11 protein-coding genes and 1 tRNA gene are annotated in these 14,774 nt (G+C 60.3%); 5 read left to right on the plus strand and 7 right to left on the minus strand.

The window, feature by feature from the left end; genetic code table 11:
* The first annotated feature begins 21 nt into the window (after positions 1–21).
* Positions 22–531 carry a DUF2244 domain-containing protein gene (locus GH975_RS03320; protein ID WP_153713152.1) on the plus strand — a complete coding sequence of 170 codons (510 nt, stop codon included), beginning with the start codon at positions 22–24 and terminating at the stop codon, positions 529–531.
* Here the strand turns inward: GH975_RS03320 and GH975_RS03325 are convergent.
* From GH975_RS03325 to yaaA, 3 genes are all read right to left on the minus strand, one after another.
* Complete coding sequence (locus GH975_RS03325) at positions 482–3,199, minus strand: insulinase family protein (RefSeq protein WP_170272523.1); 2,718 nt, start codon at positions 3,197–3,199, stop codon at positions 482–484. The two genes, GH975_RS03320 and GH975_RS03325, sit on opposite strands and share 50 nt — an antisense overlap.
* Positions 3,200–3,345: 146 nt before the next feature.
* Complete coding sequence (locus GH975_RS03330) at positions 3,346–3,747, minus strand: DUF6231 family protein (RefSeq protein WP_153713154.1); 402 nt, start codon at positions 3,745–3,747, stop codon at positions 3,346–3,348.
* Positions 3,744–4,514 (minus strand): peroxide stress protein YaaA, encoded by a 771-nt coding sequence (yaaA, locus tag GH975_RS03335; RefSeq protein WP_153713155.1) that lies wholly within the window; start codon positions 4,512–4,514, stop codon positions 3,744–3,746. The genes GH975_RS03330 and yaaA overlap by 4 nt, the downstream gene beginning before the upstream one ends.
* Positions 4,515–4,618: 104 nt before the next feature.
* Here yaaA and GH975_RS03340 point away from each other — a divergent pair, with 104 nt between their 5' ends.
* The gene (locus tag GH975_RS03340) at positions 4,619–6,073 is read left to right on the plus strand and encodes a circularly permuted type 2 ATP-grasp protein (protein ID WP_153713156.1); all 1,455 of its coding nucleotides are present in this window, start codon (positions 4,619–4,621) and stop codon (positions 6,071–6,073) included.
* Positions 6,073–6,999: an alpha-E domain-containing protein gene (locus tag GH975_RS03345; RefSeq protein WP_153713157.1), complete on the plus strand. Its 927-nt coding sequence runs from the start codon at positions 6,073–6,075 to the stop codon at positions 6,997–6,999. Before GH975_RS03340 ends, GH975_RS03345 begins: the two co-directional genes overlap by 1 nt.
* 390 nt (positions 7,000–7,389) lie before the next feature.
* Here the strand turns inward: GH975_RS03345 and GH975_RS03350 are convergent.
* Positions 7,390–7,466 (minus strand) — tRNA-Pro (locus GH975_RS03350).
* 105 nt (positions 7,467–7,571) lie between these two features.
* On the opposite strand from GH975_RS03350, the gene GH975_RS03355 reads away from it, so the two are divergent.
* Together GH975_RS03355 and GH975_RS03360 are read left to right on the plus strand one after the other, a co-directional pair.
* Positions 7,572–9,986, plus strand: coding sequence for a circularly permuted type 2 ATP-grasp protein (locus GH975_RS03355; RefSeq protein WP_153713158.1), 2,415 nt, complete (start codon positions 7,572–7,574; stop codon positions 9,984–9,986).
* The gene (locus GH975_RS03360) at positions 9,983–10,870 is read left to right on the plus strand and encodes a transglutaminase family protein (protein WP_153713159.1); all 888 of its coding nucleotides are present in this window, start codon (positions 9,983–9,985) and stop codon (positions 10,868–10,870) included. The genes GH975_RS03355 and GH975_RS03360 overlap by 4 nt, the downstream gene beginning before the upstream one ends.
* Here the strand turns inward: GH975_RS03360 and GH975_RS03365 are convergent.
* From GH975_RS03365 to GH975_RS03375, 3 genes are all read right to left on the minus strand, one after another.
* On the minus strand, positions 10,867–11,787 hold the full coding sequence (locus GH975_RS03365) for a pirin family protein (protein WP_246164757.1): 921 nt from the start codon (positions 11,785–11,787) through the stop codon (positions 10,867–10,869). The genes GH975_RS03360 and GH975_RS03365 overlap by 4 nt on opposite strands.
* A 92-nt stretch (positions 11,788–11,879) precedes the next feature.
* A complete protein-coding gene (locus tag GH975_RS03370) occupies positions 11,880–12,908 on the minus strand; it encodes an NADP(H)-dependent aldo-keto reductase (RefSeq protein ID WP_153713161.1) in 1,029 nt (342 codons plus the stop codon).
* Positions 12,909–12,962: 54 nt separating this feature from the next.
* Complete coding sequence (locus GH975_RS03375) at positions 12,963–14,765, minus strand: type IV pilus assembly protein FimV (protein WP_153713162.1); 1,803 nt, start codon at positions 14,763–14,765, stop codon at positions 12,963–12,965.
* Between the last annotated feature and the right edge of the window lie 9 nt (positions 14,766–14,774).

Genomic DNA, 14,774 nt, shown 5'->3' on the forward strand with positions numbered 1-14,774 from the left:
CCACGGCCGGTCCGGATTGCGATGGTTGAATTGCTCGACAACGCTGCCAGCCAAACCCTGGTGCTGCGCCCGAATGCTGCCATGCCGTGGCGGCGTAATCTGTATGTGATTGCTATTTTTGGTTTGGGGATCCTGGGTTTCGCGACCTTTTGGACGATCAAAGGTGTCGTGCTGGCGCTGCCGATGGGGATTTTGGAGCTGATCGGCCTGACGTGGGCGCTGTGGTGGGTGGCGCGCCAGGCCCAGCGTTGTCAAACCATCGAGCTGACCGCGCATGAAGTCATCATTCAAAGTGGCCGTGACCTGCCGGAGTCTGAATGGCGGTCGGCGCGGGCATGGACGCGCGTTCAGGTCGACAAACCTAAACGCCGGGGTGATCCGCCACGGGTCTGGTTTTGCTTTAAGGGTGACCAAGTCGAGGTCGGCGGCTTTTTAAACCGCCGCGACCGTCAGCGCCTGATTCGGATGCTGAAAAAAGTGATCAACGGGCCTGTGCGGATTTCGCCGCCACCGCATCGTCCACGGTCGTGATCGTTAACCGTCCTTCACCGGAGGCCAGCCGCTGCATCAAACCGCGCAGCGATTCCAGGCGCAGGTCCGAAACCGCTTGAATCACCTGCCCACGCCGCTGGAACTCGGCATCCTGTAACCCGATGGTGTTCCATAAACGCTGACTGCGGGCACTCAGGTTTGGATCTTCCTCGGTTAGCCCAGTTAGCACCGCCGCTTTGAAGCGCTCAAAGTCGGCCATAGTCATGGTTTCCGTGCGCTCGCTAAACTCGGCCCAGAACGCTTCGGCGGCCAGCTCAATGTCGTTCGGTGTGGTTTCAGGGGACTGAACCACAAACACCAGTCCGGGTTGGCTGATCAGCGGCATGTAGCCGGCAAATACGATGTAACCCAGTTGCTGCTCCGTGCGCAGCCGCGTGTAGAACGGGGTTTTGATGACTTGCCCCAGGACCCGATACAGGGCCTCGGATTGGCTGCTTTCGTCGGTGGCGGGCAGGTAAGCCAGCCAGGCGTTGTCGTTGTGGTCGATGGTGGATGCCAGGCGATCGCCGTCGGCAAAGCGTTGGTTGACGCCGGGCAAGTCATAGGCTGGCGCATCGCTGGCGGGGCGCAGAATCTGAACCAGGTCATCGGCGATCACGCGTGCTTGCTGATCGGTCAGGTTGCCGTGGGTCATTACGTCGACGCGTGACTCCGCCAGCAATCGGCGCCACACCATTTCGACATCGGTCAGCGTGATGGCCTCAGCGGCTGCAAGCTGGTCCGCTGTACTCCAGTACCCGTCAATCAGCGCCACCGGCAAAGCCTGCATTAATTGTTCGTACGGGGCATCAAGGGCTTGGTCTTTGAGCTCGCGGATCATGTCGGCCTGAATGAGTTCAAAGGCACGGGCGTCGACTTGCGGGTCGGCTGCGGCGTTAGCCACCAGTGACGCCAGTTTCGGCACCGTCTCGCTGTAGCCCTTGGCAACTAAGCTGATGCCGCTGAGGGTTCGATAGACGTCAAAGCCGAGCCCGGCAATGCGCGCGGGGTAGGTCTGGGTGTTCAGCTCTTCTTCGATGAGCCGGGTAATGATGCGTGTGGCCACCGATTGCTGAGCCGTCGCGTTTGCAGCCGGCGTCGCCAGGCGCAAATAAATGTCTGCCCGCGGCTTTAAGAATTGACGGTCCTGCAAGTGCCAGTGCTGGTGGTTGTCGGCTTGAATCAGCAAGTCCGGGGTGTCGCCGGCGTGACCACTTTGGGATTCCAAATCGAATGCGCTGGCGACAAAGGGGTTGGCCGACGGTAAGTCGGTCGAAAACGATTGCGTGACGCCACGCGCGCGAGTCCAGCGGCTCAGGCGCTCGGGTTCGATCGGGGTCAGGCTGTAGGGTGTGTCGTACCAGGGCGAATTCAGATCGCCGTCGACGTCAGGGGCGGAGTAACTTAACAGCAGGTTGTCCGGGGTTAGCGAACCTAAGATCGTGTCGATCATGTCCGGGTCGTACTGGTCCCACGCAAACGGGCCGCGCATTACGTCCTCTGGGGCGTAACGGGTCAGTGCACTGGCCAGCGCCATGGCGTGGCGTTGGGCTGGCGCGTCCGACAAAAAGCGGAACTCGGTGGCCAAAATCTGGCCTTGCTCACGATGGCGCCAGTGGTTGATGCCGCGCCGGTCGATCAATGCGATGTGCTCAAACACCAACTCGATGATCTGGTCACGATGTTCGGCTCCGCGCGGAGTTAACTCGATCCCAACCATAAAAGTCGCGCCGTCTTTGTTGGCGATACCTTGGCCGGCACTCAGGCCCTCGGCCCAGCCGCGCTGGCGCAGCAATGAGTACAGCGAACCTTCGCCCTCGTGCCCCACCAGGCTGCCGATGTAAGAGGTGGGCTTGGTCCGATAGAGGGTGCCAATTTCGCGGGTCGGGAAAATCAGTGTCAGGCTGCGCCGATCACGCAAGTTCTGGACCGCCAAGGTATGGCCTAGGGCTTGCTCGGTGAACATCGGTTCTAGCACCACTTGGCGGGTTAGGCGGCGGTCTTCGATGGCGCTGAATCGCTCGCGAACCATGCGCTCCAGGCTGTCCAGCGGCTCGCGTCCGACCACGCCAAGCGTCATCAGGTTGGCGGAATAATGTTGCGTCCAAAATTGGCGCACTTCGTCGGCCAGGTTGTCGCCGCTAAGGGTGTCCAGATTGCCCACTGTGAACTTGGAGAAGGGGTGTTCGGGGTTGACCACCTGTTTCAGGGCGTCGAAGTAGCGGCGTCCGTCTTCTTTGATTTTGGCGGTGTACTCACTGTGGACGGCGTTGCGTTCGCGCTCGACCAGGTCGTCGGTGAACAGTGGGCTGACGAAAAATGCCGCAAACCGATCCAGTGCAGGGGCTAATTGGTCGGCGTCGACATCAAAGTGATAGTTGGTTTGTTCGTAGGCGGTATAGGCATTTGAGCTGCCGCCATGGGTGGTCAGGAACTGCTGGTATTCGCCGGGTTGCGGAAACGGCTGGGTGCCCAAGAACAGCATGTGCTCCAAGAAGTGGGCCATGCCAGCACGCTCGCGCGGGTCGGAACCCGCGCCGATCGCCACTTCGAGGGAGGCCGCAGCCTTGTCGGTGTTGGGGTCGCTGACCAGCACCGCGGTCAAGCCGTTGTCCAACGAGACATAGCGGTACGCGCGGTCTGTGCCGGGACTTACCACTATGTTCACGGGCGACGCTCCTGCAGCCGCGGCGATCCCGATGGGTCCGGCTGCAAGGGCAACTGCGAGAAGCAAAGTTAGCATTGGCTTGCTAAATTCGAATGTCTGTGTGTATCGCAACATCTTATTCAGGTCCCATAACGAGTGTGATCGAGTTACCAAAATGCCTGCCCCCATCGTTCAGGATTGGCCCAGTATTTGGGATTGTTCCAGTCGCGCTGGTGGTTGTAGGTCCCCAGGTCGTAGCCAAAGCAGGCGACGCCTGCGGGTCCGGGTAAGCCTTTGAACCCTAAACCGAGCAAAGGTTCGCGGTCGTCGGGGCTGGGCTGGTCAATCCACAGCGCGATCTGTTGGGCGTACTGATTGCGCAGCTGACCCAGACGGGCAATGGACCGCGCATCCAGCGATGCTAGGCGCACCACGCAGCGGGTAAAGTACCGGGCCGGCCACTCGGCCGGGTCGTCGGTCAAGGCTTCGGCACCGGTCTGGCAACCGATGCAGGCGTGGGCGCCGTCGACCGGTTCGAGCGCCGTCAGCCAGTGTTCAAATGCGTTCACGGCGCCAACTTGCGCTTGAATATCCACTGGGTTGCGCTCGACTCGCCGGGGTCGAAGGCGTAGCCCTGAACATCAAAGGCCTTTAGGTCGTCGGCGTCACGCAATTGGTGATCAGCCATATAGCGAACCATCAGGCCGCGCGCTTTCTTGGCGTAAAAGCTAATGATTTTGTATTTGTCAGTTTTAAAATCTTTGAACACGGGCGTGATCACCCGCAGCGCGGTGCCTTTGAGGTCAACCACGCCGGAATACTCGGTGCTGGCCAAGTTCACCAGGGTATCGGTACCGATCTCGGCAGCCGCCGCCTCAAGCGCGCGGGTCACCTGGTCGCCCCAAAACTCATACAGGTTCTTGCCGCCGGGGTTGGCGAGGGCGGTGCCCATTTCAAGGCGGTATGCCTGCATTCGATCCAGCGGGCGCAGGGCCCCGTATAGTCCTGACAAAATCCGCAAATGGCGGTTCAAATAAACCAGTCCGTCGCTCCCCAGTGTCGATGCGTCCAGGCCCTGGTAGACGTCACCATTAAAGGCCATCACCGCATGGGTGCCGGCGCTCGCAGGCTCCGCTTGAAAGGTCGCGAAGCGTTCAAAGTTTAGGTGCGCCAGTTTATCCGACAGTTTCATCAAGGTGGCGATATCCGCCGGGGTTTGGGTGCGCATGACATCGACCAGGGCGCGGGCTTGGTCGCCGAACTGCGGGACGCTGGCCGGAAGGTCGGCGCTGCGTGCCATATCAAGGTTTTTGGCCGGAGAAAGTATCGCTAACACGGGGTGTCCTCATTTCGGTACTAGATTGTCATCCCTTATGGTGGGGGCTATGGGTATAGTTATCAAAGTGCGCCGGCACACAATCAAAACAACGAGGAGTCAGGATGGCTTGCTTATTTGATGAGTACCCAGCGCAAGCGGGATTTTTTGATGAGTTGCTGGACCAGGGGGCGCCGCGCCCTGTTGCCCGCGCCCTGTGCGAGCAGCTTAACCAGTTAACCCACGCCGACCTGTCCGAGCGCCAAGCCGCGCTGGACGCTGAAATTCGCGCGCAGGGGATTTCGTTCACGGTCTACTCGGACAGCCAAAACATCGACCGCGCTTGGCCGCTGGATTTGATTCCGCGCGTGATTGGCGCGCGCGAGTGGCGGTGCACTTCGGCCGGGCTGCAGCAACGCCTGCAAGCGCTCAACCTGTTTATCGATGACCTTTACAATGACCAGCGTGTCTTAAAGGACGGCATCATTCCGTCTGCGCTGCTGTTGGACAGTCCAAACTTCCGCCCTGAGTGTATCGGCACTAAACCGGCCCACGGGGTCTGGGCACATGTCTGTGGCAGTGACCTGGTGCGCGATGGCGAAGGCACGATTCGGGTGCTGGAGGACAATCTGCGGGTGCCGTCCGGTGTGTCGTACATGCTCGAAAACCGCAACCTGATTAAGCGTGTGCTGCCAGAGCTGTTTAAAAGCCAAAACGTATTGCCGGTCCAGGACTATGCGACGTCGCTGCTGGACACGCTGACCAGTTTGTCACCGCGCACGGACGTTCAGCCGACGGTCGCAGTGTTGACCCCCGGCATCTATAACAGCGCGTATTTTGAGCACTGCTATTTAGCCCAGCAAATGGGCGCGCAACTGGTCGAAGGCGCGGATCTGGTGTGCCAGGACAACATCGTCTACATGCGCACCATTTTCGGGTTGCAGCGCGTCGACGTAATTTATCGACGCATCGACGATACCTTTTTGGACCCGGACGTGTTTAACCCTGATTCGGCGCTCGGCGTGCGCGGCCTGATGGCGGCGTGGCGTGCGGGCAATGTCGCCATCGCCAACGCCCCCGGTGCCGGGGTGGCTGACGACAAAGCCGTGTACGCGTATGTTCCGGCGTTGATTAAGTACTATCTGGATCAAGACCCGATCATCGAAAACGTGCCGACCTTTCTGTGCTCGCGTCCGAATGAATGCCAGCACGTGCTGGCCAACCTCGACAAGCTGGTGGTTAAACCGGTCAACGAATCCGGCGGCTACGGGCTGTTAATCGGCCCCCACGCCAGTCAGGCCGAACGTGATGCCACCGCCGCTGCGATTAAGCACGCGCCACGCAATTGGATCGCCCAGCCCATGCTTAACTTGTCGACCACGCCGACCTTGATCGACGGGGTGTTGGCGCCGCGGCATGTCGACTTGCGGCCGTTTGTGCTGCAAGGCGAGCGCACCGCCTGCACCACGGGCGGGCTGTGCAGGGTCGCGTTAACCGAAGGCTCGTTGGTGGTTAATTCCAGTCAGGGTGGCGGTAGCAAGGACATGTGGGTGATCGAAGACGAACGGGGAGCGAACTGATGTTGGCACGTGTTGCGGAGCACTTGTATTGGCTGGGGCGTTACATAGAGCGCGCCGAGGACACGTCGCGCCTATTCGATGCAACCATTAACTTAATGCTGGACCTGCCGGAAGATGCGCCGTTGAATTGGGCCAACCTGGTTGACGCGATCACGTCGGAAGGTGATGACGGACTGGCTGAACCGACCGAGACCCGAGTCAGTCGATGGCTGCTGCTGGACAGCAAGAACCCGGCCTCGATTCGCAGCTGTATCAAGGCCGCCCGCGAGAACGCGCGAGTGGCGCGGGACCAAATCCCCAAGGACGCCTGGGAAGGCTTGAACCGAATGGACTTGCTGTTGGCCGAGGGCTCGGCGGTCAATATGTCGCGACGCAAGCGCTCGGAATTGCTGCGCCAGGTGATCTGGGGCTGTCGTCATTTTTCCGGGGTCTTGCACGGCTCCATGAGCCGCGACGAGGCCTGGCAGTTTTTGCGCTTGGGCTTACAGATGGAGCGCGCTGATATGAGCTCGCGGCTGTTGGACTTTAAAACCACGTCGCTGTTGCCGGATGCGGAATGGATCCAAGACGTCGATACAACGCTTGGCTGGATGGGCATTTTGCAGGCCCAGGACGGGTACGAGATGTACCGTCACAGCGTGACTAACCGGGTTAAGCCGCGCGAGGCCCTGAAGTTCCTGTTAATGGACCGTAGTTTCCCGCGTTCGTTAGTACACGCCCTCGGCGAGGTCGAAAGTGGGCTGCTGGGGCTGCCTGTAAAGGCCAGTGCGCCACGCGAAGTGCGTCAAACGCGTCAGTGGGTTGAAAACCTCCCTGCGGACAACATGAGTGCGGACGATCTGTCTGAAGCGATGGACGAATTTCAGAGTCGGTTGGACCTGGTGCACGAGTCCATACAAGAAGCATTTTTCGCGCGCAACCTATAAATCTGTGATTATTTTAGGTGCGGGGCTTGACTTGGTTATTAACAGTGGTGGCGTGCCTGTCCAATAGGGGCGATAAAACAGCGAAAAATCGTTTTGCTGGCGTTGACTTTGCTAACCATATGATTTTTATGATAATTTAAGTGTTCACATTTTGAGCAATCTGACGTGAGGCCTTGATAAATAAGGCCTTGCGGGGCTCTCTCAAAACTTTGTCCACCGAATTATCCACAGGCAAAGTGGAAAACTATTGGGCTTAAAAAGTGTGAACTGGTACTGAGGTACAGACAGCACGCGGCATCCGTTAACGAGAGGTCGAAATAGACCGCTGCGGAGTGCGAATGGATGTCAAAATGGATGGAAAAGTTTGCATGGAAATGGGTGAAGCTGAAGTGGTCGGAGTAGAGGGATTCGAACCCCCGACCTTCTCGTCCCGAACGAGACGCGCTACCAAGCTGCGCTATACTCCGATGGGCGCGGATTCTACCCGCGTTTTGTCACCGTGTTAAGCCCGATCTGCGGAATAATTACAGCGCTCTGCTATTCTCGCGCGGAAATAAGGATGGGATTGGCCATTGCCACATATTGAATCAACGTTGACGCCGGATACTGCGCGCGCCTGGGCTCCGCTGCTGGAGCTACTAGGGGCGACGCCGCCCGAGCAATTACTGCGCTGGGAATCTGAATTGCAGCGTCGGCTCAAAGACAACGGCTCGACCTATCGCAGCCTGCCGGACGGCCCGGACGTGCGCGACTGGCAGATGGACCCCTTGCCAATGGTGCTGGCCAGTGCCGAATGGGACCGCTTGGAGCGGGGCATTATCGAGCGGGCGGGTAACGTCGAAGCCTTGCTGACCGACCTGATGGGGGCGCAAACACAGGTTAAACGCGGCGGCTATGACCCGCGACTGCTGTTCTCCGATCCGGACTATCTGTTGGCGGCGCATGACGTCGCCGGGGATCGTCCGTGGTTGCGATTTTTAGCGATGGACCTGGGCCGTGACGCCGACGGTGAATGGCGTGTCTATGGCGATATCTCGCGGCCGCCAGGGGGCCTGGGCTACGTGCTGGAACGTCGCATTACCTTGGCGCGGGTGTTTGGGTTCCTGACCCGGCGGATGCCGATGCGCCGTGTCGCGTCATTTTTCCAGGCCTTCCGTGCCGCGGTGGACGACACGCTGGCGACCCGAGCAGGGCACGCGGTCATGCTGACGCCAGGCCAACACCACCCCAGTTATTTCGAGCATGCCTTTTTGGCTAACTACTTGGATTTGACCCTGGCTCAGGGCGAGGATCTAACGGTGCGCGACGGCCAACTGTGGTTGAAAACGCTGGATGGCCTACAACCGGTGTCGATGGTGCTGCGCCGTGTGCTGGACGCCTTTACCGATCCACTGGCATTCGATGACAACTCGCGATTGGGCACGCCCGGTATCGGCGCGGTACTGCGCGCGGGACGTGTCGATATGTGGAATCCACCGGGCGCCGGCTTGATCGATTCGCCGGGCTTTTTGAGTCAGCTAGATCATCTATACAGTTCGCCATTGAAAAGTGCCGAGACCTTGCCGCTGATGCAGCCGGAGAACGTCGAGTTGGTGCGCCAAAACCCGGCGGGGTTTGTGTTTCGTGTGCTCGGTGGCCAAGGCCGCGAGGGCGTTCTTTACCAAGGTGGCGAACCGGGTTTGGAGGCAATTTGGGCCAACCCGAATGGATGGGTCGCACAACGGCGTTTGACCGGCTCGCGCATACCGGCCTCGCAACAGGGCCAGGTCGGTGACGTCAACGCCTTGATTCGGGTCTACGCCGTGCGCGGCCCCAATGGCTGGACGGCGATGCCGGGCGGGTTGGTGCGCTATGTCGAAAATGATGTCGCAACGTTGCAAGCCAGCAGCCGTGTCGCCATCGGTGTCAAAGACCTATGGGTGATGGGCGAGGGCCAGGGTGATGCGGCGATCACGATAACCACCAGCGCCAAACCGGCGGTGGTCAATTCGGATCCCGGCGCGGTGCCGTCGCGGGTGGCGGATGCGCTGTACTGGATGGGCCGTTATGCCGAGCGCCTCGAATTTATCGGCCGGCTGCTGCGCGAGGTACTGCAGCGGGTGTTGGAGGAGCGTCAAAGTGTCGGTCCGGACAATGCTATTCCGGGCTTGCCGCTGTTGCTGTCCGGCGTTGCGTTGGGCTCGCAAATGGTTGATGTCAACAAACCCGAAGCCCAGTTATCGACCATCCTGACGCACGCCGACCACCCGGTCGGGCTGCACCGGGCGCTCGATGGATTGTTGGCCAACGCCCGGGCGGTTCCGGACTATTTGAGCCCGGACGCCTGGCGGTTACTGGTGCGACTGGAAAAAAACCTGCAGTCAGCGGTCGGTCTTCAGGAATTACCCGTCGGCCAGCAAATCGAACGGCTTGATCAGGTGTTGATGCTGTTGAGCGCGACCAACGGTTTGGTCAACGACACCATGACGCGCAGTCTTGGCTATCGGTTTTTGGATATCGGCCGGCATTTGGAGCGTGGTTTGCAGACCTGTGCGCTGCTGCGTGATGCCGCCAGCCCGATCCGGCGTAACGAGCTCGGGTTCTGGGAAATGGTGCTCGGCATTACCGACACCACCATGACCTATAAACGGCGCTACCGTTCCAGCATTCATGCCGGGGCGGTGGTCGATATGCTGCTGTTGGACGACTCGACGCCACGCGCGCTGGCCTACCAGCTGCGGCGCCTGGGCGAGCAGATCGATCTGTTGCCAGGCTCGGTTCGTCGCGGCACATTGCCGGTCCAGCAGCGTTTGGCGTTGGAGGCGCGCACGGCCATTCAGCTGGCGGACCCTGACGAGCTGATGACACCGGAAGGGCAGCCGCGGGCGGTACTGACCGATATGCTGGCGCAAACCGAGCGGCGCTTGTTGGCGCTCTCGGAAACCCTGACACTGCGTTACTTTAACCACGCCGAAATCCCGCACCGGCTTACTAAGGTCAGAACATGAAATTCAAAGTTCGTCACCTGACCCGTTACAGCTATGACGCCGCGGTCAGCGACTGCCAAAACACGGCGGTGTTGTTACCGCGTGCATCCCGTTGGCAGCAAGTCCAGCGTGCAGCGTTGTCTGTGTCGCCGGAACCTAATTGGCTGCAGGAACGGACCGACTGGTTCGGTAACCGGGTGGTCGATTTTTCAGTCGAAACCTTGCACGACGCGCTGGAAGTGATTGCCGACAGCGCGGTCGAGTTGATTGTGCCGTCGTTACCGTTGTGGGATGAAACGCCGCCTTGGGAGTCGGTAGCGGTCTATGTCGACGCCCACGAACAGCTGGATATTTACCGCCTGCCGTCGGCCTTGGCACCGGTGGCGGTGGGTGATATGCGCGAGTACGCGGCGCGGTCCTTCGCCCGCGAACGCTCGATTATCAGTGCGGTGATGGATTTAACCTCGCGCCTGTTTCACGATTTTAGCTACGTCCCCGGCAGCACCGAAGTCAGCACGCCGGTCCACCAGGTGTTTGCATCGCGGATGGGCGTTTGCCAAGATTTTGCGCACTTGGCGTTGAGCATGTTGCGTGGCATGGGATTGCCGGTGCGCTATGTCAGCGGCTATTTAGAAACTCAGCCGCCACAGGGGCAGCCGCGGCTAATCGGTGCCGATGCCAGCCACGCTTGGTTCAGTGTGTTCGTGCAGGGCTTGGGCTGGGTCGATTTTGACCCGACCAACAATCAAATGCCGTCGGATCGTCACATCACCGTGGCCTGGGGCCGGGATTATGCCGACGTGGTGCCGGTCAAAGGCTTTACCGCCGGCGGTGGCAATCAACGGTTGCATGTGGCGGTCGACGTCGTCGCCCACGACGACAACCCGCAGCACAGCTGGTTTTAGTTGGCCGGCAGCGCAATGTGCTCGGCGTTGTCGCTGGGGGGCAGTGTGAACTGTCCCTGCTCCCAATCCTCTTGCTGCCATTGATGCTTGGCGTGCTCAAGCTTTTCCAGGGACGAGGACACAAAATTCCACCAAATATGGCGCGGGCCTTCCAGCGGATCACCACCCAGTAGCAACACACGGGCGTCGCGAGTGGCCGTTAGGCTGAGGGCGTCGCCGGGGCGCAGCACCAACAGTTGCCCGCTTTCAAAGGTGTCCTTGCCCAGCGTGATGGTGCCGGACACGACGAACACGGCACGGTCCATGTGGCGCTGATCCAGCGGCAGTGATTGGCCAGCGCCGATGTCGGCATCGGCATAAAACAGTGGGCTTGATAGTTTTGCCGGGGCGCGTGCGCCATACAGCTCGCCCAGTATCAGCCGTACCTGTTTGCCCTCCCCCTCGATCAGCGGCAGTGCTTGGCGTTTGTGATGTTCAAAGTCCGGGGCCATGTCCTCGTGCTGTTCCGGCAGTGCCACCCAGGTTTGAAAACCCGACAGCGCAAATCCGCTGTCCCGGAGCGCCGGGCGCGTGCGCTCGGAGTGGGTAATGCCGCGCCCGGCGGTCATCCAGTTGACCTCGCCCGGGTTGATGTCTTGAACGGTGCCCAAACTGTCAGCGTGCAAAATGCTGCCTTGGTACAGATAGGTCACGGTGGACAAGCCAATGTGCGGATGCGGGCGCACGTCGATGCCGTGCCCAGGGTCGAACTGTGCGGGCCCCATTTGGTCCAAAAATATAAACGGGCCGACCATTTGGCGGCGTGCCGACGGCAGTGCGCGGCGCACGTGAAAGCCGCCCAAGTCACGCGCCCGTGGCACGATCAGGGTGTCCAGTGCGTCTTCGGGATTGCGGTGTTGAGTATCCAGTGGCGACATCATCGACTCCTTAGTAGAGCCCTATGATCAGTTGCCCTCGGCACCGGTGCAAGGGCATGCACTGGTGCCGAATTGGATCGAATGCCGGGGCCCTAGGGCGAGGGGTTGGGCTGGGTTGTATGAATCGCTTCGATGCCATCAATCAGCGCTTGGCTCAGCTCGACGTCGGCACTATCAATGCAGGTTTTGAGCTGGGCTAGGGTGGTCGCCCCAATGATATTTGAGAGCACGAAGGGGCGCGAGTTGACGTAGGCCAGCGCCATCAGTGTGGGGTCGATTCCGTGCTCATCGGCCAGTGCCAGGTAGGCCTCGGTGGCGGCCACGGCTTGGTCGTTGTTGTAGCGCGAGAAGCGATCAAACAGTGTCAGACGAGCGCCGTCTGGGCGGACGCCGTGGCGGTATTTTCCGGTCAAAACGCCAAACGCCAGCGGCGAATAGGCTAGCAAGCCGACGTTTTCACGGTGGCTGACTTCGGCCAAGCCGACCTCGTAGGTGCGGTTCAGCAAGTTATAGGGGTTTTGAATGGTCGCAACCCGCGGCCAGCCTTCGCGTTCAGCCAGCTGTAAAAATCGCATCGCGCCCCAGGGCGTTTCGTTGGACAGCCCGATCGCGCGAATTTTGCCAGAGCGTACCAGCGTATCCAGCGCCTGCAGCGTTTCCTCGATCGGAGTTTCGTCGGCGTCGCTGTGTTGGTAGCCGAGCTTGCCAAAAAAGTTGGTGTTACGGTCCGGCCAATGCAGCTGGTACAAGTCGATATAGTCGGTTTGTAGGCGTTGCAGGCTGGTGTCGACGGCGCGCACTAAATGGTCCGCACTAAAGCGGGGGCCGCCGCGGATGTGTTGCATCCATTCGCCCGGTCCTGAGGCCTTGGTCGCCAGTACCCAGCGGTCGCGCTGCCCGGTCTTGGCAAACCACGACCCGATGTACTGCTCGGTCCGGCCTTGGGTTTCGGCTTTCGGCGGCACCGGGTACATCTCGGCACAGTCGATAAAGTTAAGCCCGCGCTCTAGCGCATAGTCTATTTGTTCATGCGCTTGGGCTTCGGTGTTTTGTTCGCCCCAGGTCATAGTGCCCAGGCAAAGTTTGGTGACGGCGGTGCCGTTGATGTCAGTCAGTTTCATAGTGCGCCTTAGGTAAGTAGCTAGCGCCGAGACTACCGCATCACGCGGCCCAAATCAGGACCGTGTGTCGTTCAAATCCAAGGTGAATTCAATGCTGTCCAAGCGGGTTTCGCCGGGCAGGGGGGTTAGCCCCATATCGATCTCGCCTAAATCCTCGGGTCGATCGTGCAGCGTGGCCGGTGCGGCCGGGGTCGGGATGCTGTGGCTTTGCCCAAGCGCCGCCAACAGCGTTGGGTTGGACGCCCAGCGAGCCTTGCTTGTGGTGACAAATTCGTCCAGTTCATCCGGGCGAAAGCGCGCCAACACGTCATTTTTGCGCGCCACGATGCGTGGATCCGTGCGGTTGTCGTCGCGCTCGATGACGTCATCTAAGACGCGGATGGCCTGGTCAATTTGGCTGTAGCCGACCCACACCGCACAGGTCTCCAGTAGCTCCGATGTGCCGCCGAAGGGCGGGCGCGGTGTCGCCGCCATGGGCTGTGCTGGGGCCTCCTCAAACACCGGCGCCGGCTCCGCCAGTTCGGCCGCGGGTACAAAGCGTGTTTTGCTGCGACGGCCCCAGGCAAACCAGCCCAGCAGGGCAGTTAACAGTGCACCTAAGCCGCTTTGAGCCCAGGGGTTGGTCAAGTTGTCTTGGGCCAACACGGCAATGGTCTTGATCGTGTTGGCGGCTGGGGCGGCTGCGGCCGGGCTGGCTTTGGTGATGCTGGCGATCGGAGTCGCCGGGGCCGATGGAGCCACGGCGACGGGTGCCAAGGGTGCCAAGGGTGCGACGGGCGCAATTGGCAATGCAGCGGTCACCAAGTCATCAGCGACATCGACGTCATCAGCAACCATCGCGCTGGCAGCGGGATTCGGCGTTGCCACGGGCAGCGGCGTCAGTGCTGTACCGGTGGCCTCGGCAATCAGGTTGCCGACCTCGGTGCGCGACGCGTTGTTGGCCTGTAATTGGGCCAACTGCAGCTCCAAGGTTTGAATGCGTTGGCGCAGGTATTCGGTTTCGGTGTCCTCGACCAGCGTGTTTTGGGTGACCAGGCGCAAGCCACCGCTGGCGCTCGTTTCCAAGGCAACGCCGGGCAACTCTACATCCGCTTGGTCCGCCACCAGGGTCGGGGTATTGGGCGCCGGCAGGCTCGGCAACCGCAGCTCAGCACCGGCGCGAATCAGGTTGATGTTGCCGTTAATGAACGCCGAGGGGTTCAATTCAAACAGGGCTTGGGTGAAAGCGCCGACGTCCGCGGCGAAGGTGGGATCAAAGTAGCGACGTGCAATCCGGCCCAAGGTGTCGCCCGACTTAACGACCACCTCGCGGGTATTGCTCAGCGCTTGCTCGACCACATCCGCAGCTTTGACGACGGCAGGTTTTGTAGCGATCGGCTTGTCGGGTTTGGCAAAGGGTTTGACGGTGTCGGCCAAACCAAAATTGGGCAGGTCAAATTTGGCCGCGCTGGCGGCGGTCGGTAAATCCAGCAACAGCGCGTATTCGCGTGTCAGGCTGCCATCGTTCCAGTCGCCACGGACCAAGAACAGCATGAAGGGTTCGCGCACCGGTTGGTCGGTTTGGATGTAAAGGTAACGCCCGTTGGGGTCGACATCGAAGGTCATGTTGGCCAGCGCATCGGCTCGTTGAATTCCGGCGCGCTCGAACGCTTCGCGCGATGCCAGGGTTGTCACCAAGGACGCCAGGGCATCGGCGCTGGCGCCACGAATTTGCACACGGGCCTTGAGTGGCTGATCCAGGTACGACCCAATTTCGATGTCGCTCAGCCGCAAGGCATGTGCGTTGGCGGCCATGGCCAAGGCAATGGCGACGCTCAAACCGCGCAGGGCTGGCGCCTTTTGTAAGATCCGTTTCAACTGGGTATC

Source organism: Litorivicinus lipolyticus (genome assembly GCF_009650135.1).
GTDB lineage: Bacteria > Pseudomonadota > Gammaproteobacteria > Pseudomonadales > Litorivicinaceae > Litorivicinus > Litorivicinus lipolyticus.